This is a genomic window from Pararhodobacter zhoushanensis (assembly GCF_025949695.1).
GTDB classification, from domain to species: domain Bacteria; phylum Pseudomonadota; class Alphaproteobacteria; order Rhodobacterales; family Rhodobacteraceae; genus Pararhodobacter; species Pararhodobacter zhoushanensis_A.
This window is the reverse complement of sequence record NZ_JAPDFL010000001.1, coordinates 3,742,256-3,767,448: the sequence shown is the minus strand read 5'-3', so window position 1 is coordinate 3,767,448 and position 25,193 is coordinate 3,742,256. Positions and strand designations below refer to the sequence as shown.

The 25,193-nt window shown below is 66.1% G+C and carries 17 protein-coding genes and 3 pseudogenes; 7 read left to right on the top strand and 13 right to left on the bottom strand.

Going from position 1 to position 25,193, the window contains the following annotated elements:
* Positions 1 to 43: 43 nt before the first annotated feature.
* The 4 genes and pseudogenes from OKW52_RS18710 to OKW52_RS18695 form a co-directional block, all read right to left on the bottom strand.
* Positions 44 to 2,232, bottom strand: a pseudogene (locus OKW52_RS18710) (RNA degradosome polyphosphate kinase).
* 44 nt (positions 2,233 to 2,276) lie between these two features.
* Positions 2,277 to 2,987, bottom strand: coding sequence for an HdaA/DnaA family protein (locus OKW52_RS18705; RefSeq protein WP_264507043.1), 711 nt, complete (start codon positions 2,985 to 2,987; stop codon positions 2,277 to 2,279).
* Positions 2,980 to 4,098 carry an AI-2E family transporter gene (locus tag OKW52_RS18700; protein ID WP_264507042.1) on the bottom strand — a complete coding sequence of 373 codons (1,119 nt, stop codon included), beginning with the start codon at positions 4,096 to 4,098 and terminating at the stop codon, positions 2,980 to 2,982. The genes OKW52_RS18705 and OKW52_RS18700 overlap by 8 nt, the downstream gene beginning before the upstream one ends.
* Before the next feature lie 3 nt (positions 4,099 to 4,101).
* Positions 4,102 to 4,425 (bottom strand): 2Fe-2S iron-sulfur cluster-binding protein, encoded by a 324-nt coding sequence (locus OKW52_RS18695; protein WP_264507041.1) that lies wholly within the window; start codon positions 4,423 to 4,425, stop codon positions 4,102 to 4,104.
* Between the two features lie 228 nt (positions 4,426 to 4,653).
* Between OKW52_RS18695 and OKW52_RS18690 the strand changes: the two genes are divergently transcribed.
* Positions 4,654 to 5,130, top strand: a complete 477-nt coding sequence (locus tag OKW52_RS18690) for a peptidoglycan-binding domain-containing protein (RefSeq protein WP_264507040.1) — start codon at positions 4,654 to 4,656, stop codon at positions 5,128 to 5,130.
* A 129-nt stretch (positions 5,131 to 5,259) separates the two neighbouring features.
* Here OKW52_RS18690 and OKW52_RS18685 read toward each other — a convergent pair whose 3' ends face one another.
* The 3 genes from OKW52_RS18685 to OKW52_RS18675 form a co-directional block, all read right to left on the bottom strand.
* A complete protein-coding gene (locus OKW52_RS18685) occupies positions 5,260 to 7,290 on the bottom strand; it encodes a capsular polysaccharide biosynthesis protein (protein WP_264507039.1) in 2,031 nt (676 codons plus the stop codon).
* 39 nt (positions 7,291 to 7,329) lie between these two features.
* Entirely contained in the window at positions 7,330 to 8,379 is a 1,050-nt protein-coding gene (locus OKW52_RS18680; RefSeq protein WP_264507038.1) for a polysaccharide biosynthesis/export family protein, read from the bottom strand.
* 364 nt (positions 8,380 to 8,743) lie between these two features.
* A complete protein-coding gene (locus OKW52_RS18675) occupies positions 8,744 to 10,033 on the bottom strand; it encodes a capsule biosynthesis protein (RefSeq protein ID WP_264507037.1) in 1,290 nt (429 codons plus the stop codon).
* Between the two features lie 129 nt (positions 10,034 to 10,162).
* On the opposite strand from OKW52_RS18675, the gene OKW52_RS18670 reads away from it, so the two are divergent.
* Positions 10,163 to 10,774, top strand: a complete 612-nt coding sequence (locus tag OKW52_RS18670; protein WP_264507036.1) for a riboflavin synthase — start codon at positions 10,163 to 10,165, stop codon at positions 10,772 to 10,774.
* Positions 10,775 to 11,042: 268 nt separating this feature from the next.
* Here OKW52_RS18670 and acnA read toward each other — a convergent pair whose 3' ends face one another.
* Entirely contained in the window at positions 11,043 to 13,793 is a 2,751-nt protein-coding gene (acnA, locus tag OKW52_RS18665; RefSeq protein WP_264507035.1) for an aconitate hydratase AcnA, read from the bottom strand.
* A 318-nt stretch (positions 13,794 to 14,111) separates the two neighbouring features.
* Between acnA and OKW52_RS18660 the strand changes: the two genes are divergently transcribed.
* Complete coding sequence (locus OKW52_RS18660) at positions 14,112 to 15,050, top strand: DUF1223 domain-containing protein (protein ID WP_264507034.1); 939 nt, start codon at positions 14,112 to 14,114, stop codon at positions 15,048 to 15,050.
* Positions 15,051 to 15,053: 3 nt separating this feature from the next.
* Here OKW52_RS18660 and OKW52_RS18655 read toward each other — a convergent pair whose 3' ends face one another.
* The 4 genes from OKW52_RS18655 to fabG all read right to left on the bottom strand — a co-directional run bounded on the left by OKW52_RS18655 (position 15,054) and on the right by fabG (position 18,279).
* A complete protein-coding gene (locus tag OKW52_RS18655) occupies positions 15,054 to 15,938 on the bottom strand; it encodes a lysophospholipid acyltransferase family protein (RefSeq protein WP_264507033.1) in 885 nt (294 codons plus the stop codon).
* A 53-nt stretch (positions 15,939 to 15,991) separates the two neighbouring features.
* On the bottom strand, positions 15,992 to 16,876 hold the full coding sequence (locus tag OKW52_RS18650; protein WP_264507032.1) for a lysophospholipid acyltransferase family protein: 885 nt from the start codon (positions 16,874 to 16,876) through the stop codon (positions 15,992 to 15,994).
* Positions 16,877 to 16,971: 95 nt separating this feature from the next.
* Positions 16,972 to 17,205, bottom strand: coding sequence for an acyl carrier protein (locus tag OKW52_RS18645; protein ID WP_068304285.1), 234 nt, complete (start codon positions 17,203 to 17,205; stop codon positions 16,972 to 16,974).
* 336 nt (positions 17,206 to 17,541) lie between these two features.
* The gene (gene fabG, locus OKW52_RS18640) at positions 17,542 to 18,279 is read right to left on the bottom strand and encodes a 3-oxoacyl-[acyl-carrier-protein] reductase (protein WP_264507031.1); all 738 of its coding nucleotides are present in this window, start codon (positions 18,277 to 18,279) and stop codon (positions 17,542 to 17,544) included.
* A gap of 258 nt (positions 18,280 to 18,537) precedes the next feature.
* On the opposite strand from fabG, the pseudogene fabF reads away from it, so the two are divergent.
* From fabF to OKW52_RS18615, 4 genes and pseudogenes are all read left to right on the top strand, one after another.
* Positions 18,538 to 19,799, top strand: a pseudogene (gene fabF / locus OKW52_RS23335) (beta-ketoacyl-ACP synthase II).
* Positions 19,799 to 20,950 carry an endolytic transglycosylase MltG gene (gene mltG, locus OKW52_RS18625; protein WP_264507029.1) on the top strand — a complete coding sequence of 384 codons (1,152 nt, stop codon included), beginning with the start codon at positions 19,799 to 19,801 and terminating at the stop codon, positions 20,948 to 20,950. Before fabF ends, mltG begins: the two are co-directional and overlap by 1 nt.
* Before the next feature lie 164 nt (positions 20,951 to 21,114).
* Positions 21,115 to 21,459 carry a hypothetical protein gene (locus OKW52_RS18620; protein WP_264507757.1) on the top strand — a complete coding sequence of 115 codons (345 nt, stop codon included), beginning with the start codon at positions 21,115 to 21,117 and terminating at the stop codon, positions 21,457 to 21,459.
* A pseudogene (locus OKW52_RS18615) lies at positions 21,428 to 22,731 on the top strand (DNA-packaging protein). The gene OKW52_RS18620 and the pseudogene OKW52_RS18615 overlap by 32 nt, the downstream one beginning before the upstream one ends.
* A 36-nt stretch (positions 22,732 to 22,767) precedes the next feature.
* Here OKW52_RS18615 and OKW52_RS18610 read toward each other — a convergent pair.
* Positions 22,768 to 25,125, bottom strand: coding sequence for a DEAD/DEAH box helicase (locus OKW52_RS18610; RefSeq protein WP_264507028.1), 2,358 nt, complete (start codon positions 25,123 to 25,125; stop codon positions 22,768 to 22,770).
* Between the last annotated feature and the right edge of the window lie 68 nt (positions 25,126 to 25,193).

Genomic DNA, 25,193 nt, shown 5'->3' with positions numbered 1-25,193 from the left:
GCGCCTTCCGACATTCCCACCGCGTCAGTCAGATCCAAAGGCGTCACTCGGGCCCGTGCGCCAGTTCGGGAACGTCATGCGCCCCGGCCGAGCCGCGACCGGAAAGCGACGGGTTCTCCATGAAGAAGCGGTGACAGCTGAACATCGGGCGATCCTCGGCCCCGACATCCGGCGTGGCGCGCAGATAGCGGCCATTGCCGTCCAGTATCCAGCTTTGCGCCTCGTCAAAGTTGTTCGCGGCCATGATCTGACTGACGATCTGCGCCTTCACCGTGGCGTTCTTGATCTCGACCAGCGTCTCGACCCGGCGCAGCAGGTTGCGGCCCATCCAGTCCGCCGAGGACATGAAGACCCGCGCGTGTTCCGACGGCAGCCCGTGGCCCGAGCCGAAACAGACGATCTCGCGAGTGCTCGAGGAAGCGGCCAACGATGGACTTGACCCGGATGTTTTCCGAAAAGCCCTTGATCCCCGGCCGGATCGCACAGATCCCGCGGATCACCAGACTGATCTGCACCCCCGCCTGACCCGCCGCATAGAGCGCGTCGATGACGTCAGGATCGACGACCGAGTTCATCTTGGCCCAGATCTGCGCAGGCCGTCCGGCGCGGGCGTGATCGGCCTCGCGCGCGATCAGCTCGATCAGACGGTCTTTCAGCGAGATCGGCGAAATCGCCAGATTTTCCAGCATCTCGGGCTGCGCATAGCCGCTCAGATAGTTGAACACCCGCGCGGCATCGCGCCCGAGCGCAGGCTCGCAGGTGAACAGGCTGAGGTCGGTATAGATGCGCGCAGTGATCGGGTGATAGTTGCCCGTCCCCCAATGCGTATAGGTGACCAGCTTGTCACCCTCACGCCGGACCACCGCCGAAATCTTGGCGTGCGTCTTGTAGTGGATGAAGCCGTAAACGACATGCGCACCGGCCCGTTCCAGACGGCGCGACTGGCGGATGTTGGCAGCCTCGTCGAAACGGGCTTTCAGCTCGACAAAGGCGGTGACGGATTTTCCCGCCTCGGCCGCTTCGCACAGCGCGTCGACAATCGGGCTGTCGCGCGAGGTGCGGTAGAGCGTCTGCTTGATCGCCAGCACGTTGGGGTCGATGGCGGCCTGCTTGAGGAAGCGCACCACCATATCGAATGTCTCGTAGGGGTGGTGCAGCAGCATATCCTTTTGGCGAATCGCCGCGAACATGTCGCCGTCGTGGTCCTGGACACGCTCGGGCACGCGCGGGCTGAACGGCGGCCATTGCAGATCACGCCGCCCGTCGACCACCAGTTCCTTGACGTCGGACATGCCGACCAGCCCGTCCAGCTCGATCACCTCATCGGGGGTAACACCCAGTTCGTGCATGATCAGCGCGCGCAGCGACGGCTCGGCCCCGGCGGTCAGGGTCATGCGGACCACTTCGCCCCGGCGGCGGCGTTTCAGCGCGACCTCGAACTCGCGCACCAGATCCTCGGCTTCTTCCTCGACCTCCATGTCCGAGATCGCGCAGCACGCGGAAGGCACAGGAATTACGGACGACATAGCCGGGGAAAAGGGCGTGCAACTGGTCGAGCAGCAGCTCTTCCAGCGGCAGGAAGCGATACGCCAGCCCTTCGGCGGGCAGGCGGATGAAACGGTCGATTTGCTGCGGCACCGGCAGCAGGGCGCTGCGGCGCAACCCGTCGGCCTTGCGCTCTATGGTCAGGGCCAGACAGAAACCGGCGTTCGGGATGAACGGGAAGGGGTGCGCCGGGTCGATGGCCAGCGGCGAGAGCATCGGGAAGACATTGGACAGGAAGTATTCGTCCAGAAAGCTGCGGTCCTGCGGCGTCAGCGCCTGCCGGTCGAGGATGAACATGTTCTCCTCTTCCAGCTTGGCGCGCAGCACGCCGAAGGTTTCCTGCTGGCTGGACAGCAGTTGCCGCGCGTCCTCGTTGATCTGGTCGAGTTGTTCTTGCGGCGTCAGACCATCGGTCGAGGGCGTGGTGTTGCCCGCCCGGTACAGCTCGCGCAGGCCCGCGACGCGGACGGTGTAGAACTCGTCCAGATTGGTCGCCGAGATCGACAGGAACCGCACCCGTTCCAGCAGCGGCACGCGCGGGTTTGACGCCTCGTCCAGAACCCGCCAGTTGAAGGCGACCCAGGACAGCTCGCGGTTGAAAAACCGCGCGGGCGAGGCCGGGTCGAACCCCTCAGGAGGGTCGATCGGATCGGGGAACGGGCCGTGGAGGAAATCTGAGGTGCTCATAACGCTCCGATATCCCGGAATTGCGACAGTTTGGTGATGGTCGCTCATGATGCTGCGTCTGGGTCGGGATTGTCGAGATCCGCGGCCAGAACTTGACGCGCAAGATCACGGGTGATGCGGCGCTTGGTTTGCAGGCCAAGCCGGTCCAGCCGGGCGACAACGTCACCGGCAGCGGCCAGAGAACGCTCCATCCGGCTGAGCAGGAAGTCGATCAGCGCAGGCTCGACCCGCAGCTGGCGGTCGGTGAACAGCTTGACCAGCACGGCAGCCAGCAGCCCCTCATCCGGTTCGGCCAGCGCGGGATGCGCGGCGGCGGACAGACGCGAGACCAGATCGGGCAGCAGCAGACCCCAGTCGCGCACCGGCACGGGCGCGGTCAGCAACAGTTGCCCCTTGCCGCGCAGATGGTTGACCAGATGGAACAACGCCTCTTCGCCCGGCGTCTGCGCCAGTCGCTGCGCGTCGTCGATCACCACGCAGCGGGGGGCCTCTTCGGACAGAAGGGCGGGCAATGTGTGGACCAGCGTCTCGGCTGTCTGCCAATGGGCGCCAACCCGCGCGGCCCAGACATGGGCCAGATGTGTCTTGCCCGAACCGGGCGGGCCGATCAGCACGGTCAGTCCGGCGGGCAATCCGCGCGGGTCGTCCAGCGCCGCCAGTGCGGTCGCGTTCGAGGGCGCGACAAGGAAATCCTCGCGCCCCATGGCCGCCGCGCTGGGCAGCGCAAGCGACAGTTGTTCGACGGGTTTAACCACGGGGATCGGGCTGATCCGCGACGCGCGGTGTGCTGGCACGGGCGCTGCGCCGCGCGGCGGATTCGGTGCCCTCGTAGAGCGAGCTTTCCTGATACACCTCGGTGGCATGGCGCACCATGACGCCGATGGCGGCAGCGACCGGCACGGCGACCAGCATGCCGACAAAGCCGAACAGCGCACCAAACACGCTGAGGGCCAGAATCAGCCAGACCGGGTGCAACCCGACCGATTTGCCGACCAGCTTGGGCGTCAGGACGTTGCCCTCGATCGCCTGCCCGCCGATATAGACGGCGGCGACCAGTCCGACCTGCACCCAGTCGCCCCAGAACTGCACCAGACCCAGACCCAGCGCCAGCGTGCCGCCGACCAGCGCGCCGACATAGGGGATGAAGGTGATCAGCCCGGTGATCGCCCCGATCACCAGACCGAATTGCAGCCCCACCAGTCCCAGCCCGACGGCATAGTAAACGCCCATGACCAGACAGACGGTGCCCATGCCACGCACGAAAGCGGCGACGGTACGGTCGATTTCCGAGGCCAGACGCCGGATCACCGGGGCGTGGTCACGCGGCAGAAGTTCGTCGATGCGCGCAACCATATGGTCCCAGTCGAGCAGCATGTAGAAGGCCACGACCGGCACCACGACAATCAGCAGCACGATGTTGAGCACCGACGCGGCCGAGCCCAGGATCGCCTGCGCCAGCTCACCGCCACGCGACTGAACCGCTTCCGCCAGCGAGGCCAGCGACTGACGCAGGGTTGAATTCTCGTCCATCAGCGATGGGAAACGTTCGGTCAGCAGATCGGTCAGCTGGGTTGTCCGCTCGGGGATCGAGGTGAACAACGCCTGCAACTGCTGCGCCAGCGTTGGCACGATCAGCAGGATGCCCAGCACGAAGATCAGCGTCGCGCCCAGCGAGATGGTCACCGTCGCGGCGGTGCGCCCCATGCCCAGCTTTTCCAGCCGGTCAGCGATCGGGTCGAGGAAATAGGCCAGTGTCATGCCCAGGACAAAGGGCAGCAGGACATCGCCCAGAAACCAGAGAACCAACACCAGAAGGGCCGCAAAGACCCCCCAGAACTGCAACTGGCGTCGGACAGGCAGGGCCATGGATCAGATCTGCTTTTCCGGCATGCGCACGATCAGACCCTCAAGCGCGGGGGTCACCTTGATCTGGCAGGTCAGGCGCGACAGGCGTTGGTCGGGTTCGAAGGCGAAATCGAGCATGTCTTCTTCCATCGGATCCTTGGCCGGCAGCTTTTCAACCCAGCTGTCGTCGACATAGACGTGGCAGGTCGAGCAGGCGCAGGCGCCGCCGCAATCGGCCTCGATCCCCTTGACGCCATTGTCGCGCGCGCCTTCCATCACCGTCAGGCCGACGGGGACGTCCACGACATGCTCGGTGCCGTCAAATTCCAGATAGGTGATCTTGACCATAAGTGCCTCGTCCGTCCGTCGTGGGAATGCGGTTGCGTGTGGTTTGGTTCCGTTCCGACATAAGGCACGCGCCGGGCTTTTACCAGACATGCGCGCCGGGCGCTTCGCCGCAAAATCGTGCGGCAAGCGCCCGCTGCCCGCCGTTTCCTTGCCCGGAAAATGCCCGCTTTCAGCAGCAGATTGGGGGCAACAATAGAAACAATGCGCCGAATCGGTGCCCGGGGTCTCATGACGCGTCTTGTCCTCCCACTCATCGTGTCTCTCGCGCTGGCGGCTTGCCAGTCGACGCCTGCACAGCCTGAAGCCCAACGCGCCGAAGTCACGCCGCTGATCGGTCAGACGCTGACCCCGCCGGACGGTGCCTGCTGGGCCAATGACCGCATTCCCGCCGTGACCGAAACCGTGCTGGTGCCGGTGGCCGGCCGCGAGGGCGTGCATCCGCAAGAGCGGCTGGTCCATCCGGCCGAAGATCGCCTGTTCGCCGTGCCGTGCCCCGAGCAGATCGACACCGACATGATCGCGTCCTTGCAGCGCGCGCTGGCGGCGCGCGGGCATTATGCGGGGCCGATCACCGGCGAATGGGACAGCGAGACCTCGCAGGCCGTGCGCCGGATGCAGGCGCCGCAGGGCTTGGACAGCGGTGTGCTGTCGCTGCAGGCGGCGCAGATGCTGGGGCTGGTGACGGTGTCGCGCGCGAATATGTGACGGCAGGTGTCGGGGGGCTGCCGCCCCCCGAACCCCCTGCCCAAAGGGGGAGCACGCTCCCCCTTTGGAAACCCCCGTGGATATTTTTCAGACAGATGATGGGCGCAGCGCAGGCTGCGCTTTTGGCGTTCAGCGCCAGAGGTGGGCGTAGCTGGCGAAAGCGCCCTGCAGTTTGGCCAGTGCGCGCAGGCGCGGCGAGCGGCGGGCGGTCTGACCGGCGGCGAGGCGCTCGACGGCCAGTTCGGGCGGGCAGGGCTGGCGGGTCAACGGGTCGAGATACCGCGGGTAGGCGATCAGCGCGGCATGGGTGAGGCGGGTCAGGTCGGGGCGCGGGAAGACGCTGGTGCGGCGTTCGGGCACGGTGCCGCGGTCGTTGGTCAGGCCCCAGCCCGCGTAGAACGGCGCGCCGAGGGTGGTGACGGGGATGCCGCGCAGCAGGGCCTCGAAGCCAAGGCCTGAGGTGAGTGTCCAGACGCGGTCGGCGAGGGTGAGGGCGGATTGGGCGTCGGTATGGTCAAGGACCAGATCGGCGAGCGTCTCGGCGTCGTCCACCTTGCCGGGGCGCAGGCCCGCCTCGACATCGGGGTGGGGTTTGTAAAGCACGATGGCCTCAGGATGGGCGCCGCGCACGGCCTGCAGAAGCGCGCGGTTGGTGCGGATGTCGGTGGTGCCGAGGCGGATCGAGGCGTCATCCTCGACCTGACCGGGGACGAGGATCACCGGCGCGTCCTGGTGCGCGGCGCGCAGAGCGGCGACCTGGGCCGCGATGTCCGATGTCGCAGGCGCGAGATTGTACTTCGTCACCCCGCTGGCAAGAATCGCGGCGCGCAGCCGCTCGGCCCGCGCCGCGCCGCCGGGCGGCAGGGGCGCGGCGATCAGCGCTTCAAGGCGGCTCTCGCGCGTGGGATCGTAGTAAATGCCGCGATCATCCACCGCCAGCGACAGCGGCGGGACCAGATCCGCCCCAAGCCCGCGCGAGCGCAGAAAGCCGTCCTCAATGCGCAGGCCCGTGAAGTCGCTGGGTGCGGTTGAGGCCCAGGCGAGTGTCGCGCCCTCATCACCAAAGCGTACCGGCCTTTCGCGGCCAAAGAACGCCTGGATCGCGCCGCGCTTCCAGCGCCGCATGCCGCAGGCGATGTGGCCCTGCCGGTCCTGACGGTAGGCGGTGAGGCGGGCCTCCATCTGATCAACGACGTCTTCGAACGCGCATAGGCGGTCACGCAGCGGGTCATACCAGAGCGGATATTCCAGCATCGCCAGCGCGAAAAGCTGGGTGCGGGTCAAGACGCGTTGGCGGCGCGGGACAGGGTTTTCATCGGCGCTCAGCCCCCAGCCCGCGTAGAAGGGCGCGCCAAAGACCCGCGGCCGGTGGCCTGCGAGGATCGCCTCGAACCCGACCTGAGAGGCGACGGTGTACACAGCCACGGCCCCTTCCAGCAGCGACCAGGGTGAATGGGGGCCGTCAACGAAGGACACATGGCCCTGCGCATCCTGCGCGCCGTAATAACCCGGACGCCCGCCCGCCCTGCTCTCGGGATGGGCGCGGATCAGGACGCGGGCGCCGGGGTTTTCCTCTTGCGCGATGATCAGCATTTCGCGAAACAGCCGCTCGGCGGGTTGCGGCGCGCCGTGCGTCAGCGAGGCGTCGCCGCGCACCTGATCGATGATCAGCACATAGCCGGGATCGGGCGCGGTCAGCGCGAGGTCGTGGGTGTTGTATTTCGACAGATGCAGCGTGCGCAGGCGGTCAATCCCGGTGCGGGCACGGGCGATCAGCGCGCCGTCGTCCAGCGGGTGTGTCGCTAGAAGTCTTTCCAGATCAGAGGGTTGTGCAGGATCGTAGTGCATCCCGGCGCGGTCCAGCAACAGACCCATCGGCGGCTCGCCCCGCGAACGGCCCGGGTGGATCGAGCGGATCCATGCATCCTCGATGCGCCAGAGGGGTGCGCCCGAGCGCGCGGCGAGGGTTTCAGCCCGGTGCGCGCGCGGGCTGTGGCCCCAGGCGAGCACGGCATCCCCGGCACCCGGCCAGCCCAGACGCGGGCGCGCGACGGCAAGGTCAAGAATACGGCGGATGCGGCGGGCCTGCGCCGACGGCCCCAGAAACCCGCCGCTGGCGGCAAGCAGGCGTCCGGCAAAGGGGGAGGGGTCAGGGGCCATGGCGAACCGGGCGCGCCACCCAGGGCGCGCCCGCTGCGATCACGGAGTGGTTACGTCATTATACGCCCGCACCGCCGACCCGGTCAGGCTGAGCGAGCCGGACAGGGCTGCGATCTGACGGTTCCAGGTCACCGCCGAGGCTTCGGTGACATAGAGCGTGTCGCCGTCGCGGATCTCGAAATCGCGGGCCAGGAACATGCCGTTGGGTGCTGTCAGGTCCAGAACATAGGTGATGCGCTGATCCCCCACGAGACCCTGCTGACCCAGCACGTTGCGCGCAATCTCTGCCGGTTCGTCGCGGAACACGAAAACGCCGGTCGGATCTGCGCGGGTGGCGTCCAGACCGCCGACCTGTGCCAAAGCCTCGATCGCGGTGATGGTCGGTTGATCGAAGGTGATCAGCGCCTGCGATCCGGTCGCGCCTAGCACGGTAAAGCGTCGGTTGTCGGCATCGACCGAAATCCGGTCGCCGCCGCGCATGGCAATGTCCAGTTCGGGGTGGGCGAAGAGATCGTTCAACCAGACGCGGTCGGTGATGCCCCCGCGCGCGACGGTGACAACGGCTGTTTCGCTGGGCACGCTGATACCGCCCGCCGAGGCGATCATCGCCGTCAGGCGCAGGTTGGGCCGCGCGATCGGATAGACGCCTTGCGCACCCACGCGCCCGATGACGCTGACGGTTGCGCCGTCGCCAGCGGTGCGGCTGACATAGACCTGCGGGTCGGGCGTCTGCTGGTCAAGCTGGCGCGCGATGGCCGACCGCAAGGCTTCGGGCGACTGGCCCGAGGCGCGGACGCGACCGGCGAAGGGGACATAGATATAACCCTGATCGTCGACCTGCAGTTCGGTCAGGCGTGCGCCGGGTGTATCGGCCGAGGTCAGCAGACCTTCGGGCACGTTCTCGAACACGGTCACAGAGACGGTGTCGCCGGTACGGATGGTGTCGCCCGCAAGAACGCGTGCTGACCGCAGCGCATCCGAGAAACCGAGCGACAAGGGGACGTTGGCGGCACGGTTCACGCGGTCACCCACGGCGACGATATAGGCGTTGCCTTCCCGCAGGACCGAGCCTGCGAAAATCTCGTTCATGCTGGGCCCGGGACGCGGTATGCCGCAGGCGCTGAGGCCCGCCACAAACACACCGAGCGCCAGCGCTGATGCGCGGCGATAATGTCTGACATTCACTGCTCGGGCTCCTTTGGTGGATCTGCCTCAAGTTTTTTACGCAAGTATAGACAGAGATAGAGAAATTTCCAAGTGGGATGTCGCTGTCCCCGGCAGGGCACGCGCCGTGGCGACGCAAGCGCTTCCTGGGTCGTTTCGATCCGACAATCGTGCGGGGTAGAGCAACAGCACGGCGTAGCAAGATGAAGGGGGCGGGACGCTGGCAACAGCCCGGATATTGTGGCCGGTGCTATGCGGCGATGGACTGACATTGGATGTCAGACGTTCTTCAGGGCACCAGCCGCAGGTGTTGCCGCGGAGCCGCACGTCCGGCGATCAGGGCACTGTACGGGTCTTCCGGCGACAGGATCAGATCCACCACTTGCCGCAGCAACTGACGCCGCCCGGCTGCCGAATAGAATCCACCGGGAAGCTGCGACGTCTCCAGCAAAAACCGGCGATAGTCGCGATAGGCCTTCAGATCGGGCCGGGTTGGATGGGCGAAAAACTCGGGCAGCGGCTGGGTCGAAACGAATTCGGGCTTGTCATAGACCGCGCTGCCAAACACTTTCAGCGGCATCCCCCGCCAGAGCACCTGCTGGGCCGCGGTCGAGTTCACGGTCACAGCCGACCGCGCATGGTTGAGCAGTGCGGCCAGCTTGCCACCCCGGATGAAATGCACCCGCTCTGCGACACCCGCCGCAGCCGCCAGCCGCATGATGTCCGCCTTGAGCCGTGTGCGCCCGTCTTCCAGCGGATGCGCCTTGAACACCAGATGATGGTGTTGGGGCGCGCCACTGGCAAAGCCCTGAATCGCCATCTCCAGAAACTCGGTCATCGTGCGAAACGGGGAGTGCTGCTGAAAGCTCGCGTCATGCTCCAGCTGCAACAGGGCCAGATGATAGGGGAAGCCGCCGGTCCGTACGCGCCGGGTCGCCAGGCGGCGCTCGATGGCGTGGAACGGCATAGCGATCAACCGGTTGAGGTGCAGGCGGAATTCTTGCGTGACGGTCAGGGCGCGGTGCGGGCGAAAGCCACGGTAGGCGCCGTTGGCCAGCAAAAGCCGCGCATGATAGGCAAAGCCGTAGAAAACGTGGTGCCGCATGTCGCCCCAATGCGCCGGGGCGTCGATCAGGTCGGTTTCGCAGGCTTCAAGCGCATGGCGCATTTCCGAGATCGACAGATCCATCAGCCGCGAATGCCCGTTCGAGCCGCCGCGCTCATAGCTCACCCACCATGGGCGCAGATAGCCTTCCTCGAACACATGCACGGTGATGCCGCGCGTCTGGGCGCGGGCGACCGCCTCGGCATGGATAAAGCGCGTGTCGCCGTACAGCACCAGATCGGTGATGGCGAGGTTGTCAAAATGGGTTTCGACGGCTGCAGGCCAATCGTCTTGGCGGCCGGTATAGGGGATATAGCCCTGCCGCCCCCAATAGGCCTGATCCCCCCGGTTGAAGCCGACGCGCCAAACCTCGGCCCCAGCGCGGCGCAACATGGCACCCAGCTGGTTGAAAAACGGACCATGCGGCCCCTGCAAAAACAGGAAGCGCCGGTCATCGCCGGTCGTTCTGATCATGGGTTGGCCTGCCTGCTGCCTGTGGGGTGTTCCCCTTTTGCGAAAAGGATGCCAGAGATTGACCCAAGCATAAAGCCCGAAGGTGACCAAAGCGTGGCCTCTCGGGCGTCGGATCGGGGAAATACGCTCATGTTTACAGGCATTGTAACGGATATCGGCCAAATCCTGGCGCTGGAAGAGCGCGGCGACCTGCGCGCGCGCATCGGCACCCGGTACGATGTCGAGGGCATCGACATTGGTGCCTCGATCGCCTGCGACGGGGTCTGCCTGACCGTTGTGGCACTGGGCAAGACGCCGCAGAACTGGTTCGACGTGGATATCTCGGCCGAGACGGTGAGCAAGACAGCCATCGGGCCCAACAGCTGGGCCGCCGGAAAACGCGTCAATCTGGAACGCGCGCTGAAGGTGGGCGACGAGCTGGGCGGGCATATCGTGTCCGGCCATGTCGACGGCGTGGCCGAGGTGGTCGGCATGGCGCGCGAAGGCGACAGCACCCGCGTCACCTTCCGCGCGCCCGAGGCGCTGGCGCGCTTCATCGCCCCCAAGGGTTCGGTGGCGCTGAACGGCACGTCGCTGACGGTGAACGAAGTGAACGGGCGCGAGTTCGGCATCAACCTGATCCCTCATACGCAAGAGGTGACGACCTGGGGCGATGTGGCCGTTGGCGACGCGATCAACCTGGAGATCGACACCCTGGCCCGCTACGTCGCCCGCATGCGCGATTGGGACGCCTCGCTCTGACCTGAGGGACCGGGCGGAGAGCCCTGCGGGCTCAAGCCTTTCAGTGCGTTTGAGGGGCGCTGCCCCTCTGGCGCGTGCCGCGCCATTCACCCCGGGATATTTGGGGACAGATGAGGCGCATGGTTAACAAAGCCTTATCATCTGTCTGAAAGTATCCTCGGGGGGTGAATTCGCTGAAAGCGAAGAGGGGGGCGGAAAGCCCCCCTTCTTTTCCCATGCGAAAAGGCCCCGCGCGAGGGCGGGGCCTTTGGGTCATTGTGTCAGCCGGTCAGCTCTTGGCGAGGTCGCGCAGCACATAGTGCAGCACGCCGCCGTGTTTGACGTAATCGACTTCGATCTCGGTATCGATCCGGCATTTCAGCTGGATCGTTTTCACCGTACCATCGGCATAGATGATCGTGCAAGGCACCGTCGACAGCGGTTTGATGTCGTCGGACAGGCCTTGGATGCTCACGACTTCCTCACCGGTCAGACCGAGCGATTTGCGGGTGTCGCCGCCGGTGAACTCGAACGGAATCACGCCCATGCCGACGAGGTTCGAGCGGTGAATACGCTCGAAGCTTTCAGCGATCACGGCCTTGACGCCCAGCAGGTTGGTGCCTTTGGCCGCCCAGTCGCGCGATGAACCGGCGCCGTATTCGATGCCGCCAAAGATCACCAGCGGGGTGCCGGCGTCCATATAGGCCATCGCGGCGTCGTAGATCGAGGTTTGTGCCCCGTCCGGCCCGTTGGTGTAGCCGCCCTCGACGCCGTCCAGCATCTCGTTCTTGATGCGGATGTTGGCGAAGGTGCCGCGCATCATGACTTCGTGGTTGCCCCGGCGCGAGCCGTAGCTGTTGAAGTCTTTCACCGCGACCTGACGCTCGGTCAGGTATTTGCCAGCCGGGGTCGTCGCCTTGAACGAGCCTGCAGGCGAGATGTGGTCGGTGGTGATCATGTCACCCAGCACTGCCAGCACGCGCGCGTCGGTGATCGGGTTGATATGACCCTTTTCGGCCGACATCCCGCGGAAATACGGCGGGTTCTGGATATAGGTCGAGGCGGATGGCCAATCATACGTCTCGGCGCCCGAGACTTCGACGGCCTGCCATTTGGCGTCGCCTTTGAACACATCCGCGTATTTCTCGAGGAAGGCTTCGCGGGTCACGACCTTGTCGACCAGTTCGGCGATTTCGGCGTCGGTCGGCCAGATGTCCTTGAGATAGACATCCTTGCCATCCGGCGTCTGCGCCAGCGGTTCGGTGGTCAGGTCGATGTTCATGTCACCGGCCAGCGCATAAGCCACCACCAGCGGCGGCGAGGCCAGATAGTTGGCGCGCACGTCGGGCGAGATGCGCCCTTCGAAGTTGCGGTTGCCCGACAGCACCGAGGTGGCGATCAGGTCGTTGTCATTGATCGCTTTCGAGATCTCAGGCTGAAGCGGGCCCGAGTTGCCGATGCAGGTGGTGCAGCCAAAGCCGACGATGTTGAAACCGACCGCATCGAGGTCTTCCTGCAGGCCGGCGGCTTGCAGATATTGCTCGACGACCTGCGAGCCGGGGGCCAGCGAGGTTTTGACCCAGGGCTTGCGGTTCAGGCCCAGAGCGCGCGCCTTGCGCGCCACCAGACCGGCACCGATCAGCACATAGGGGTTCGAGGTGTTGGTGCACGAGGTGATCGAGGCGATCACCACCGAGCCGTCGCGGATCGCGTAATCCTCGCCCTCGACCGCCGCGGTTTTGCGGATGTCGACGGGTTTGGCCGCGACCGGGCCCTCATCAGCCATATCCTTGGCCGCTTCGGTGATGTCGATGCCGCGGTACCCGGCGACGACTTTCTCGAACTCTTCAGCCGAGGCGGTCAGCGCGACATAGTCCTGCGGGCGCTTGGGGCCCGAGATCGCGGGGACGATGGTGTCCATGTCCAGCGACAGGGTCGACGAGTAGATCGGGGCGTAATCCGCGCCGCGCCAGAAGCCGTTCTCTTTGGCATAGGCTTCGACCAGCGCGATGCGGTCCTCGTCGCGGCCGGTCTGGCGCATGTAGCGCAGGGTCTCGGCGTCGATCGGGAAGAAGCCACAGGTGGCGCCGTATTCCGGTGCCATGTTGGCGATCGTCGCACGCTGGGCCAGCGGCAGATTGTCCAGACCTTCGCCGTAGAATTCGACGAATTTGCCCACAACGCCGTGCTTGCGCAGCATTTGCACGACTTTCAGCACCAGATCGGTGCCGGTGGTGCCTTCCAGCATGCGGCCGGTCAGTTTGAAGCCGACGACCTCGGGGATTAGCATCGACACGGGCTGGCCGAGCATCGCGGCCTCAGCCTCGATCCCGCCGACGCCCCAGCCCAGAACGGCCATGCCGTTGACCATGGTGGTGTGGCTGTCGGTGCCGACCAGCGTGTCGGGATAGGCGACCTGCTCGCCGTTCTGGTCCTTGTCGGTCCAGACGGTCTGCGCCAGATACTCAAGGTTCACCTGATGGCAGATGCCGGTGCCCGGGGGCACGACGCGGAAATTCTCAAACGCGGTCTGGCCCCATTTGAGGAATTCGTAGCGCTCCATGTTGCGCTCGTATTCCAGATCGACGTTGCGCTGGAAGGCGCGGGGCGTGCCGAACTCGTCGATCATCACCGAGTGGTCGATGACCAGATCGACGGGGACCAGCGGGTTGATCTTCTGGGCGTCGCCGCCGAGGCCCTTGATGCCATCGCGCATGGCGGCAAGGTCGACCACGGCTGGAACGCCGGTGAAGTCCTGCATCAGCACGCGGGCGGGGCGATAGGCGATCTCGCGGGCGCTTTTGCCGCCATTGTCGGCCCAGTCAGAGAACGCTTTGACGTCATCGACCGAGACGGTGAAACCGCCATCTTCGAAGCGCAGCATGTTTTCCAGAACGACTTTCAGCGAAGCGGGAAGCTTGCTGAAGTCGCCCAGGCCAGCGGCCTGAGCGGCGGGGATCGAGTAATACGCAATCGATTGACCGCCAACAGTCAGCGTCTTGCGCGTCTTGGCGGTGTCTTTTCCGACGAATACAGTCATTGGGGGAGGCTCCCTTCGGGTCAAGAGGGGTTTGGCTGAGGCTGCTCATGCCTTATCTGGCCTCGTCGATCAAGGGGGTGAGGGTGTTTTTGTATACCATTGTGCACAAAAAGAGTCGCGCGACCGGGGCGCAAGACCACCCAGACAGGACGCGGGGCAGGGCGTGAGACCCTTGCCGTAAAGGGTGGCGGGCGGTCACCGGGTCACGCATCGTTGCCGAGCTGTCACAAGGCAGTGTAACGCAGCGCCAAGCGGTTGCCGTCGCTTGCACCTCGGCGCATTTGCCGTTTGAGTAGCCACAAGTTGCAGGAGTGGGGAATGACGCTGATCGCATGGATGCGGACAGGCATCGGATCGCGGACCAGAAACGGATCGATGCGCGCAGGCTTGGTCGGCGCGCGCCGGGTCTGTGGTACGGCGGCGCTGGCTGTTGTTCTGGCCTCGGGCGCTGTGGCACAGGACACGCCGTCAACCACGGTCGATCATCCTGTTCTGCTTGAACTCTATACCGCGCAGGGCTGCGCCTCGTGCCCGCCCGCCGATGAGATGATGCTGGAGCTTGCCGGTCGCGACGATGTCGTCGCCCTGTCGCTGCACGTTGATTACTGGGATTACATCGGCTGGGCCGACACTTTCGCGCAGCGCGCCTATACCGAGCGTCAGCAGCGCTATGCCCGCCGGTATGGCCATTCGACCATCTATACGCCGCAAGTGGTGATCAACGGCACGCAGATCATGGAAGGCTATCTTGTGATGCAGGTGATGGATGCCATCACCGCGCAGCGCGATGATCAGGCCGAGGTCGCGCTGACCCTTGCGCGTACCGAGGACGGCGCGTTGCAGATCACCGCCACGCCGACCAGTGCCGCCGCGCCGCAGATCGCCATGGCCTCGCGCCGCGCGGCGATCACCGGGATGCAGACCAATACGGTTGTCGGCACGCTCAGCATGGGCGGCTCGGCGCAGGCGGGGTCCGAGGCAGCGGGCGCCGTGCCCGCGCCCCGACCGGCCGTCGGCCCCTACACGGTGCAGCTTGTGCGCTATCATCCGATGGAAACCGTCGATATCCGCGGCGGTGAAAACGCCGGTCGCGTGGCGCAATACGCCAATATCGTCACCAGTTGGGAACCGGTGTCGAGCTGGGACATGCTCTCGCCGCTCAGCCTGACGGTGCCGCTGGAGGGGGACGACCCCGCCGTGGTGATCATTCAGGAAAGCGGGCAGGGCGCGGTCATGGCGACGGCGCGCATCCGCTGAACGTCAGGCGGTATGCCGCCAACGGCGGTGAACCCAGAACCATTGCCCCGGATGCGCGCGCACCTTGGCCGAGACGCTGTCATTGACCGCCTGCGTCATGGTCAGCGCGTCGCTGTGCGGGATCGGCTCTTCAACCTCGACCGTGAAGGTCAGCCCGTCAGGGTTGCGCGTGGCATAGAGCGGCACCAGCAGCGCGTTGTATTTCAGCGCCATCTTGGCCGCCGAGGTGGCGCTCGCGGCGGGCTTGCCCAGAAAATCCAGCATTTCGCCATGGGCCATGTGCTGATCGCCCAGAAACCCCAGCATCCCGCCCGATTTCACAAAGCGGATCATCGCGCCCAGCCCTTCATTGCCGCGCGGAAACAGCGGCGTGGCTATGCTTTCGATGGTCGCGACGTACCGCTTGTTCGCCGCCGGGTTCGACAATGGCCGGTAAAGGCCGCCAACGCGGAAACCGCGTGCCGTCAGGCCAGCGCGCAGCACGTCATAATTGCCGTAATGCGCCGAGGCCAGAATCACCGGGCGGCCTTCGGCATGGGCCCGATCCAGCGCCGCAAGTCCGGGGCCGCCGAGGGGCTGCGTGGCGACAAAGCGGGCGAACTCGGCGCCTGAATGCAGTTCGATCAAGGAGCGGCCAAAGTTATCGGCCACGTCGCGGCAGATCTGTTTGACCTGCGCCTTCGGCATGTCGGGAAAGATATAGGCCAGATTGGCCTTGATCCGCCGATTCATCGCCAGCGGTCCCAGAATGGTCCGGCTGAACCAGCCCATTGCGGGGATACGCCGCCGGTAGGGCAGCGCCAGAATCGCACGGAAGATTGCCGCCTCTGCCCGGTCTTCGACCCAATGGCGAAACGAAAGGCGGGCGGGGGCGGGGGTATCTGACATGCGATCGTATCTAGTCACGGGGCGCGGCTGTGTCCAGCGCGCCCACCGTGGCGTCACGGATGCGAGCCCTTACGGCGGTTGTGCCACCAGATCCACTGCTCGGGATGGGCACGAACCTGCGCAGCAAACGCATCGTTGAGCGCCTGTGTCATCGTCTCGGCATCCGACGCGGGCACCGGTGCGTCGATCTGCACGCGAAAGCCCGGCTTGCCGGGCGTGCGGATACCCCAGATCGGCACCAGGAGCGCATCATAGCGCAGCGCCATCTCGGCCATGGACAGCACGGTACGGGTGGGCTGGCCTAGGAAATCGAGCATCACCCCCTGCGGGCGGTCCAGATCGCACAGGATGCCCAGCATCCCGCCACCGCGCAGAAATTTCACCAGCCGCCGCAGGCCTTCGCCGGTGTCGGGAAACATCGGCGCGCCCGAAGCCGAGACGGCCTCGACATAGCGGGCGTTCAGGGCCGGGCTGCCCAGTTCCTTGAAATACCCGCCAATGGCAAATCCGCGCGCGATCAGCGCCAGCCGCCAAGCGTCATAATTGCCGAAATGCGCCGAGACGAGAATCACCGGGCGACCCGTTGCGTGCGCGTCGTCCAGCGCGGCCAGACCGGGGCCTTCAAGCGGCAGGGTGGCGGCAAGGGCGGCAAGGTCGGGGCCGGACAGAACCTCGGTGATCATCCGCGCCATCGAGCCGGGAACTTCACGCGCGATGCGCTGCACCTCGACCTCGGGCAGCTCGGGGCGGAAATGGTGCACGGCCTGCGCGACTCGGCGCGGCAGCGCGCCAAAGCGGCCGATCACGGTGCGCCCCAGCCAGCCCGCCAGCCGCACGCGCGGCCCGAAGGGCAGGCGCATCAGCAGGCCCACCAGCGCCAGCGTGGCGCGGTCGCGCGGCGTTACGCGCCGGGGTGTGGGGGCAGGGTTTTGGGTCATGCGGGGTGCGCCCATGAAAAACGCGGCCGATCCGGATAGGGAACGGCCGCGCAATCATAGCGTCAGGGGTCTTGCGGCAGCAAGGCCGCCAGACCTCAGACCGCTTCGCTGATGAATTTCACCGCGTCGCCAAAGGTCTGGATGTTCTCGGCCGCGTCATCGGGGATCTCGATGCCGAACTCTTCTTCGAAGGCCATGACCAGCTCGACGGTGTCGAGGCTGTCAGCGCCCAGATCGTCGATGAACGACGCGTTCTCGGTGATCTTGTCTTCCTCGACGCCGAGATGTTCGACCACAATCTTCTTAACGCGATCAGCGATATCGCTCATGTTCTGTCCTCGTTTTCGTTCGGCGGAACCCGCCCTGATGTTGAATTGGCTCTCGCAAGCTGTGACGGCCGCGACGGCGAACAAGGCGGCGGGCCGGACCAGCACGGGCAGGCCCCGGCTCAATCAGCGCCGCCTATAGCACAAGCCGGCAGATAGGCAAACGCTTTCCCTCACCGCGTTGTGAGCCCCTTCCGGTGCCCTGCGAGACTCTAGTTGGGGTTGAAAACCGTGGATTTCAACGGCTGGGGGTGGAGTCCCGCCACCCCCTTACGCTGCCTGTCACCCTGCGCTTTGCAGGCCCGGCTGTCGAGGGTGAGTCTGCGACCCGCCCCGGCGTCACAGCATCGCCATGCCGCCGTTCACATGAATCGTGGTCCCGGTAACATAGGCCGCCTCGGGCGAGGCCAGATAGAGCACCGCTGCCGCGATTTCTTCGGGCGTGCCCATGCGGCCGGCGGGGATCTGGCCGTTGATCTTGGCCTTCTGGTCGTCGGTCAGCTTGTCGGTCATCGGCGTGGCGATAAAGCCCGGCGCGACGGCATTGGCGGTGATGTTGCGCGAGGCGACTTCAGCCGCAATCGACTTGGTCATGCCGATCATGCCCGCTTTGGACGCGGCATAGTTGACCTGACCGGCGTTGCCGGTGGCCCCGACGATGGAGGAAATATTGACGATCCGGCCCCAGCGCGCCTTCATCATCGGGCGCATGACCGCGCGGCACAGGCGCATGGTGGCGGTCAGGTTCACGTCCAGCACCGAGGCCCATTCGTCATCGGACATGCGCATGAACAGCTGATCGCGGGTGATGCCGGCGTTGTTGACCAGAATATCCAGACCGCCCATCGCCTCGATGGCGGCTTTGGGCAGGGCCTCGACGGCGGCCGGGTCCGACAGGTTGCACGGCAGCACATAGGCGCGCGCGCCCAGTTCGGCGGCCAGTGCCTGCAGCGGCTCTTCGCGCGTGCCCGAGAGGCCGACAGTGGCCCCGGCGGCATGCAGCGCGCGGGCGATGGCGGCGCCGATGCCGCCCGAAGCGCCAGTGATCAGGGCGCGTTTGCCGCTGAGGTCGAACATGGGATTTCCTTTCGTCGTTGCGTCGGTATCGGCCGGGCAGGGGGCCAGCCCCTCTTGGCCATGCGGCCAATTCACCCCCGGCGTACTGGGGGCAAGGTGAGGGGCAAAAGCCGGGGTGCCCGGTGCTTGGACCCGGTTTTAGCAGTCCGCCGGGCGGCACGCCAGCGGGCAGGGTTCCGCCACCCATTGCGGTCGGGCTTTTCCCGACGCTAAACAATGTATATGTCGCAAAGCGAAGCCCTAGTCGGAGGATGACAAATGCGCCGAGTCGTGGTGACGGGTCTGGGAATGGTGACACCGCTGGCCTGCGGGGTCGAAGAGACCTGGAAACGCTTGATTGCCGGTCAATCCGGTGCCGGGACAATCACCCGTTTTGACGCCAGTCATCTGGCGACGACTTACGCATGCGAAATTCCGCGCGGCGACGGCACTGACGGCACGTTCAATCCCGATGACTGGATGCAGCCCAAAGAGCAACGCAAGGTCGATGATTTCATCCTGTACGGCATGGCCGCCGCGACCATGGCCGTGCGCGACTCGGGCTGGGAGCCCGAGGATGAAGAGGGCCGCTTGCGTACCGGCGTCATGATCGGCTCGGGGATCGGTGGTCTTTCGACGATTGCCGAAACGGCGCTGCTGATCAAAGAACGCGGCCCCAAGCGGGTCTCGCCGTTTTTCATCCCCGGGGCGCTGATCAACCTGATCTCGGGCCATGTCAGCATCCGCTACGGGTTCAAGGGCCCGAACCACTCGGTCGTCACTGCCTGCTCGACCGGCGCGCATGCCATTGGGGATGCGTCGCGGCTGATCATGCTGGGTGACGCGGATGTGATGGTCGCCGGGGGGCTGAATCCCCGATCAGCGAGATCGGCATCGCGGGTTTCAACGCCTGCAAGGCGCTGTCGACCAAACGCGGCGAATCGCCCGAAACCGCCAGCCGCCCCTATGACGCCGACCGCGACGGCTTCGTGATGGGCGAGGGCGCGGGCATCGTGGTGCTGGAAGAATACGAGCACGCCAAGGCGCGCGGCGCAAAGATTTATGCCGAGATCCTGGGCTATGGCCTGTCAGGCGACGCCTATCACATCACAGCGCCCGCTGAAGACGGCGACGGCGCGTTCCGCAGCATGTCGGCGGCACTGGCCCGCGCGGGCATCAGCCCGGCCGACGTGGACTACATCAACGCGCATGGCACCAGCACGATGGCCGACACCATCGAGCTGGCCGCCGTTGAGCGCCTGTTGGGCGACGCGGCGGAAAAGGCGACGATGTCCTCGACCAAATCCGCCATCGGGCACTTGTTGGGCGCTGCGGGCGCGGTTGAGGCGATCTTCTGCATTCTGGCGCTGCGCGACCAGATCGCCCCGCCGACGATCAATCTGGACAACCCCGCTGTGGCGCCGCGTCTGGATCTGGTGGCCAACACCGCGCGTGAGCGCAAGATCGACATCGTACTGTCGAACTCGTTCGGCTTTGGCGGCACCAACGCAAGCCTTGTGATGGGCAAGGTCCGCCCCTGATGTGGAAGCACGTCGTTGCGAATGTCTTCACGCTGCTGATCGTGGCGTTTGTTGTGCTGGGGGGTGTCGTGGCCATGGGGCAGCGCGCCTTTGTCGCGCAGGGACCGCTGACCGAGGCGATCTGCCTGCGCGTCGATCAGGGGGCAAACCTGCGCACAGTGGCGGCCTCGCTCGATGAGCAAGAGGCCGTCAGCAGCCCGATGATCTTCCGTATCGGCGCTCAATACGACGGGCGCGACGGGCGGCTGCGGTTCGGCTCGTATCTGGTGCCCGCCGGGGCGTCGATGGATGAGATCCTCGACATCGTGACGCGCGGCGGCGCCTCGACCTGCGGGACCGAGGTGGTGCTGCGCATCGGCGTGACGCAGGTCAGCTATCTGGTGCGCGAACTGGACCCGGCGACCAACCGCTTTGAAGAAGCGGTGACGCTGCCGCTGGAGACCGAAGAGTTTCCCGCTGAATATCAGACGGTTGCCAACCTGCCCGACACCCGCTTCCGCATCACCGTGGCCGAGGGCGCGACCAGCTGGCAGATCTGGAATGCGCTGAACACGGCCGAGTTCCTCGAGGGGACGATCCCCGAGGTTCCGGCTGAGGGCGTGCTGTCCCCCGACAGCTACGAGGTCCGGCGCGGGGCTGACCGGGCCGCCCTGATCGCCGATATGGAAGAGCGGCAGGCGGGGATTCTGGCGACGGCGTGGGAGAACCGGGTCGAAGGCCTGCCCTTCGAGACGCCCGAAGAAGCGCTGATCCTTGCCTCGATCGTGGAAAAGGAAACCGGCGTGCCAGAAGAGCGGCGCGTGGTGGCCAGCGTGTTCCTCAACCGTCTGGCCGTGCCGATGCGGCTGCAGACGGACCCGACGGTGATCTATGGCATCACGCTGGGTCAGCGGGTGCTGGGACGCGGGTTGCGCCGGTCCGAACTGAACGCCGACACGCCGTATAACACCTACCGCATCGACGGCTTGCCGCCGACACCCATCGCCAACCCGGGCCGCGCCAGCATCGAGGCGGTCCTGAACCCGGACCAGACTGACTTTATCTACTTTGTCGCCGACGGGACGGGCGGGCATGCCTTTGCGGTGACGCTGGCCGAGCATAACGATAACGTCGCGCGCTGGCGGCGGCTGGAAGCGCAGCCGGATAACTAAACTTTTAGCGACTATCCCGGGGGCGTTGTTGCGCGCCCGGATTGACTTTTTGCACGCTAAAGTGTAGTAGTTTTCGCACGCTGGAAGAAATGAACAACGGCCCGGGTCCTCCCCGGGCCGTTTTCGTTTTGCTCGCACGGGCAGCGAAGCAGCGGAACAAAGCGATGACAAACGGCAAGACCCCTCCGGGGGAAGACCCGCCGCGCCACCTTGTGGCGCAGGCGGAACGGCAGCTGGCTGCCTGCGGTGCAGAGCTGGATGCGGTTATCGAGAGTATCAAGGCAGGGGATCTGGGACCGGCGCGCGATCTTGCGTCGGCGATGGCCGCCCTGCGCAAGGCATTGGAGGCAGTGTTCAGTGAACGCGCGAAACTTGAGAAGATCACCGAGCCGTCAGGACCCCGGGACGGAGAGCTGGATCTCGCCGCCGCAAGCGCCGAGGTGCGACGCCGAATGGCTTGCCTGCGCACCGCACAGTCTGCGCGAGGCGTTTCTGGCGGGGCTGAGTGACAGCGCCCTGACGGCGCTGCCCTGGCTCTTTGAGTTCTGGGCCTTGCCCCATCAGCGCGCGCCTGAGGGCGCGTGGCGGACATGGGTCTGCATGGGGGGCGCGGCGCGGGCAAGACCCGCGCCGGGGCCGAATGGGTGCGCGCGCAGGTCGAAGGGGCAGGGCCGCGCGATCCCGGTGTGGCGCGCCGCGTGGCGCTGGTCGGCGAGACGCTGGATCAGGTGCGCGAGGTGATGATCTTTGGCGATAGCGGGATCATGGCCTGCTCGCCACCCGACCGCCGCCCGACATGGGAAGCCACGCGCAAGCGGCTGGTCTGGCCGAACGGGGCGGTGGCGCACTGCATCTCGGCCCATGCGCCCGAGTCGCTGCGTGGGCCGCAATTCGACGCCGCCTGGGCGGATGAACTGGGCAAGTGGAAAAAATCCGAAGAGGTCTGGGATCAGCTGCAGTTTGCACTGCGGCTGGGTGATGACCCGCGCTGCGTGGTGACCACCACACCGCGCGCGCAGGGGGTGCTCAAGGAGGTGCTGGCTCTGCCCTCGACCAAGGTGACCCGCGCGCCCACCACCGCCAACCGCGCCTTTCTGGCCGCGTCGTTTCTGACCGAGGTCGAGGCGCGCTATGGCGGCTCGCATCTGGGGCGGCAGGAACTGGAGGGGCAGCTTTTGGAGGATGCCGAGGGCACGCTGTTTCCCGTCTCGCTGCTGGCCAAGTGCCGGGCCGAGCGCCTGCCCGACTTCACCCGCGTTGTGGTGGCCGTCGATCCGGCGGTCAGTGCCGGGCCACGCTCGGACCTGTGCGGGATCGTCGTGGTCGGGGCGATGACGAAAGGCCCGGTCAAGGACTGGCGGGCGGTGGTACTGGAAGACGCCAGCATCCGCGCCACCAGCCCGACGCAATGGGCCGTGGCCGCGATAGCGGCGATGGACCGACACGGGGCCGATCGGCTGGTGGCCGAGGTCAATCAGGGCGGCAATCTGGTGGAAAGCGTGCTGCGCAGCGTGGACCCGCTGGTGCCGGTGACGCAGGTGCATGCGACGGCCAACAAGAAGGCGCGTGCCGAGCCAGTGGCGGCGCTCTACGAGCAAGGCCGGGTCAGACATGTGGCCGGTCTGGCCAAACTGGAAGAGCAGATGGCGCTGATGACCACCAAGGGTTTTCAGGGCAAGGGCAGCCCCGACCGGCTGGACGCACTGGTCTGGGCGCTGCATGCGCTGATGCTGGAACCGGCCAGCAAGGCGCGGCGGGTGCCCAGCGTGCGCTCGGTCTGAGAGACGAAAAAGGGGGCCAACGGCCCCCTTTCTTAATCAGCTTTTCGGACGAAACGGCTTGCCGCCGGGACCACCCGAGCCTGACGGCTTGCCCCCGAAGGGTTTGCCACCCGGTTTTCCGGTCGGCTTGCCCGCAGGTTTGCGTGCGGGCGGTTTGCCCAGACGGGCCGAAGGATTGCGCGCGGCATCGGGGTCGATGCGCGGGCGGGCGGGTTTTGCACCCTCACCCGCCGGACGCGGTGCGTATTTCGCCGTGCGCGGTGCACCTTCGCCCGCAGCGGCGCGGGGCTTGCGCGGACGCTCGCCATCGGCATCCGCCGAGCGGGGCTTGTAGCCCTCGCCAGCAGCCGCACGCGGCTTGTAGGGGCGGTCACCATCGGCGCTGCGGGGCTTGTAGCCATCCTCGCGCGGGGCGCGGGCCTTGTAGGGCCGGTCACTGTTCTCGCCAGCGGCGCGCGGCTTATAGGCCGGGCGGTCGCTTTTCTCACCCGCAGCGGCGCGGGGTTTGTAGGCGGGGCGCTCAGAGCCCTCACCAGCCGCACGCGGCTTGTAGGCCGGGCGATCCGCATCATCACGCGGGGCGCGGGGCTTGTAGGCCGGACGTTCGGCATCGTCTCGCGGCGGGCGCGGCGTATAGGCCGGGCGTTCGCCGTCCTCACGCGGGGCGCGCGGCTTGTAGGCGCGCTCGCCGTCTTCGCGCGGGGCACGGGCCTTGAACGGGCGGTCACCTTCCGGACGCGGACGCGGGGCCGGGCGGTCGCCTTCAGCCGGGGCTTCGGCGGGTTCCACCGGGATTTCCTGCTCCAGCGAGCGGGCCTCACCCAGCGCGTTCCAGAAACGCTCGGCGCAATCGTCATGCAGCTGGGCCAGCGTGTAATCCGGGTAGATGCGGATCGCACCGATGTCGGCTTTGGTCAGATCGCCATTGCGGCACAGCATCGGCAGCAGCCAGCGGGCTTCGGCGCGACCCGTGTGGCCAACACCCAGACGCACCCAGAAGCTGCGCTCGAACTCGGTCCGGGCGCGCGGCTTGGCACCATCCGCCGACACGGCAACGACATCCTCAGGGGCCGAACGGGCGGCGAAGTAAAAGCGCGAGACGGCAGCGGCCAGCTCACGCGAGCTGAAACGCTCGGTCAGCATGGTGATGATGGGCATCTCGTCGGCCTGCTCGGCGGCGCCCAGAATGGGGTCGGTCAGCAGACGTTCGGTATCGCGGGCCGAGACCTCGGCAGCCGTCGGGGCCGAGGCCCATTCAGCATCCAGCGCGGCCATGTTCAGCAGGCGTTCGGTCTTGCGGCGGGCCGAAGACGGGACGATCAGCACGCTGACTCCCTTGCGCCCGGCGCGGCCGGTACGGCCAGAACGGTGCAGAAGGGTTTCCTTGTTAGACGGCAGATCGGCGTGGATCACCAGTTCAAGACCCGGCAGGTCGATGCCGCGCGCCGCCACGTCGGTGGCCACACAGACACGGGCACGCCCGTCGCGCATCGCTTGCAGGGCGCGCGAACGCTCTTCCTGCGCCAGTTCGCCCGACAGCGGCACAACCGAGAAACCACGGTTCAACAGGCGGGCGGTCAGATGATTCACCGCCACACGCGTCTTGCAGAACACCAGCGCGTTGGGCGCTTCATAGAAACGCAGCACGTTGACGATGGCGCGCTCGGATTCCTCGGCCGCGACCATCAGCGCGCGGTACGAGATATCCCCATGCGCTTCGCGCGAGGTCTCGGTGGCAATGCGGTGCGCGTCGCGCTGATAAGTGCGGGCCAGACGCTCGATCTCGGGACGGACCGTCGCCGAGAACAGCAGCGTGCGGCGTTCTTCGGGGGCGGCTTTCAGGATGAATTCCAGATCCTCGCGGAAGCCCAGATCCAGCATCTCGTCCGCTTCGTCCAGCACAGCCGTGGTCAGCGTGGTCAGATCCAGCGCGCCGCGCTCGATATGGTCGCGCAGACGACCGGGGGTGCCGACGACGATATGCGCGCCCCGCTCCAGCGCCCGGCGCTCGGACCGGGCATCCATGCCGCCAACGCAGCTGGCGATCACGGCACCGGCTTCGGCATAGAGCCATTCCAGCTCGCGGCGGACCTGCAGCGCCAGTTCGCGCGTCGGCGCGATGACCAGCGCGCGCGCGGTGTCGGGCGGGGGCAGCATGCCGCCGTCATCAAGCATGTTGTCGGCCATCGCCAGACCAAAGGCTACCGTCTTGCCCGACCCGGTTTGAGCCGAGACCAACAGGTCTTTGCCCGCGACGGAAGGGTCCACCACAGCCGCTTGCACCGGCGTCAGAGCTTCGTAGCCTTTTTCGGCCAAGGCACGGGCGAGCGGTGCGGGAAGGGGGGAAGAGCGGCGGTCATGTGGCGGTATCCTTGAAACACAAGCCGCCCCCATACGCTCCGAGGGCGGCGCTGTATAGGGTAAGAATAGCAAGACATGCACAGGACGGCTATGCCAGAACG

What these genes read in the sequence shown, in the direction of transcription:
- OKW52_RS18700 (WP_264507042.1), bottom strand. Translation starts at nt 4,098, where the DNA reads ATGGCCCTGCCTGTCCGACGCCAGTTGCAGTTCTGGGGGGTCTTTGCG.
- OKW52_RS18695 (WP_264507041.1), bottom strand. Translation starts at nt 4,425, where the DNA reads ATGGTCAAGATCACCTATCTGGAATTTGACGGCACCGAGCATGTCGTG.
- OKW52_RS18690 (WP_264507040.1), top strand. Translation starts at nt 4,654, where the DNA reads ATGACGCGTCTTGTCCTCCCACTCATCGTGTCTCTCGCGCTGGCGGCT.
- OKW52_RS18685 (WP_264507039.1), bottom strand. Translation starts at nt 7,290, where the DNA reads ATGGCCCCTGACCCCTCCCCCTTTGCCGGACGCCTGCTTGCCGCCAGC.
- OKW52_RS18680 (WP_264507038.1), bottom strand. Translation starts at nt 8,379, where the DNA reads ATGAACGAGATTTTCGCAGGCTCGGTCCTGCGGGAAGGCAACGCCTAT.
- OKW52_RS18675 (WP_264507037.1), bottom strand. Translation starts at nt 10,033, where the DNA reads ATGATCAGAACGACCGGCGATGACCGGCGCTTCCTGTTTTTGCAGGGG.
- OKW52_RS18670 (WP_264507036.1), top strand. Translation starts at nt 10,163, where the DNA reads ATGTTTACAGGCATTGTAACGGATATCGGCCAAATCCTGGCGCTGGAA.
- acnA (WP_264507035.1), bottom strand. Translation starts at nt 13,793, where the DNA reads ATGACTGTATTCGTCGGAAAAGACACCGCCAAGACGCGCAAGACGCTG.
- OKW52_RS18660 (WP_264507034.1), top strand. Translation starts at nt 14,112, where the DNA reads ATGACGCTGATCGCATGGATGCGGACAGGCATCGGATCGCGGACCAGA.
- OKW52_RS18655 (WP_264507033.1), bottom strand. Translation starts at nt 15,938, where the DNA reads ATGTCAGATACCCCCGCCCCCGCCCGCCTTTCGTTTCGCCATTGGGTC.
- OKW52_RS18650 (WP_264507032.1), bottom strand. Translation starts at nt 16,876, where the DNA reads ATGACCCAAAACCCTGCCCCCACACCCCGGCGCGTAACGCCGCGCGAC.
- OKW52_RS18645 (WP_068304285.1), bottom strand. Translation starts at nt 17,205, where the DNA reads ATGAGCGATATCGCTGATCGCGTTAAGAAGATTGTGGTCGAACATCTC.
- fabG (WP_264507031.1), bottom strand. Translation starts at nt 18,279, where the DNA reads ATGTTCGACCTCAGCGGCAAACGCGCCCTGATCACTGGCGCTTCGGGC.
- mltG (WP_264507029.1), top strand. Translation starts at nt 19,799, where the DNA reads ATGTGGAAGCACGTCGTTGCGAATGTCTTCACGCTGCTGATCGTGGCG.
- OKW52_RS18620 (WP_264507757.1), top strand. Translation starts at nt 21,115, where the DNA reads ATGACAAACGGCAAGACCCCTCCGGGGGAAGACCCGCCGCGCCACCTT.
- OKW52_RS18610 (WP_264507028.1), bottom strand. Translation starts at nt 25,125, where the DNA reads ATGGGGGCGGCTTGTGTTTCAAGGATACCGCCACATGACCGCCGCTCT.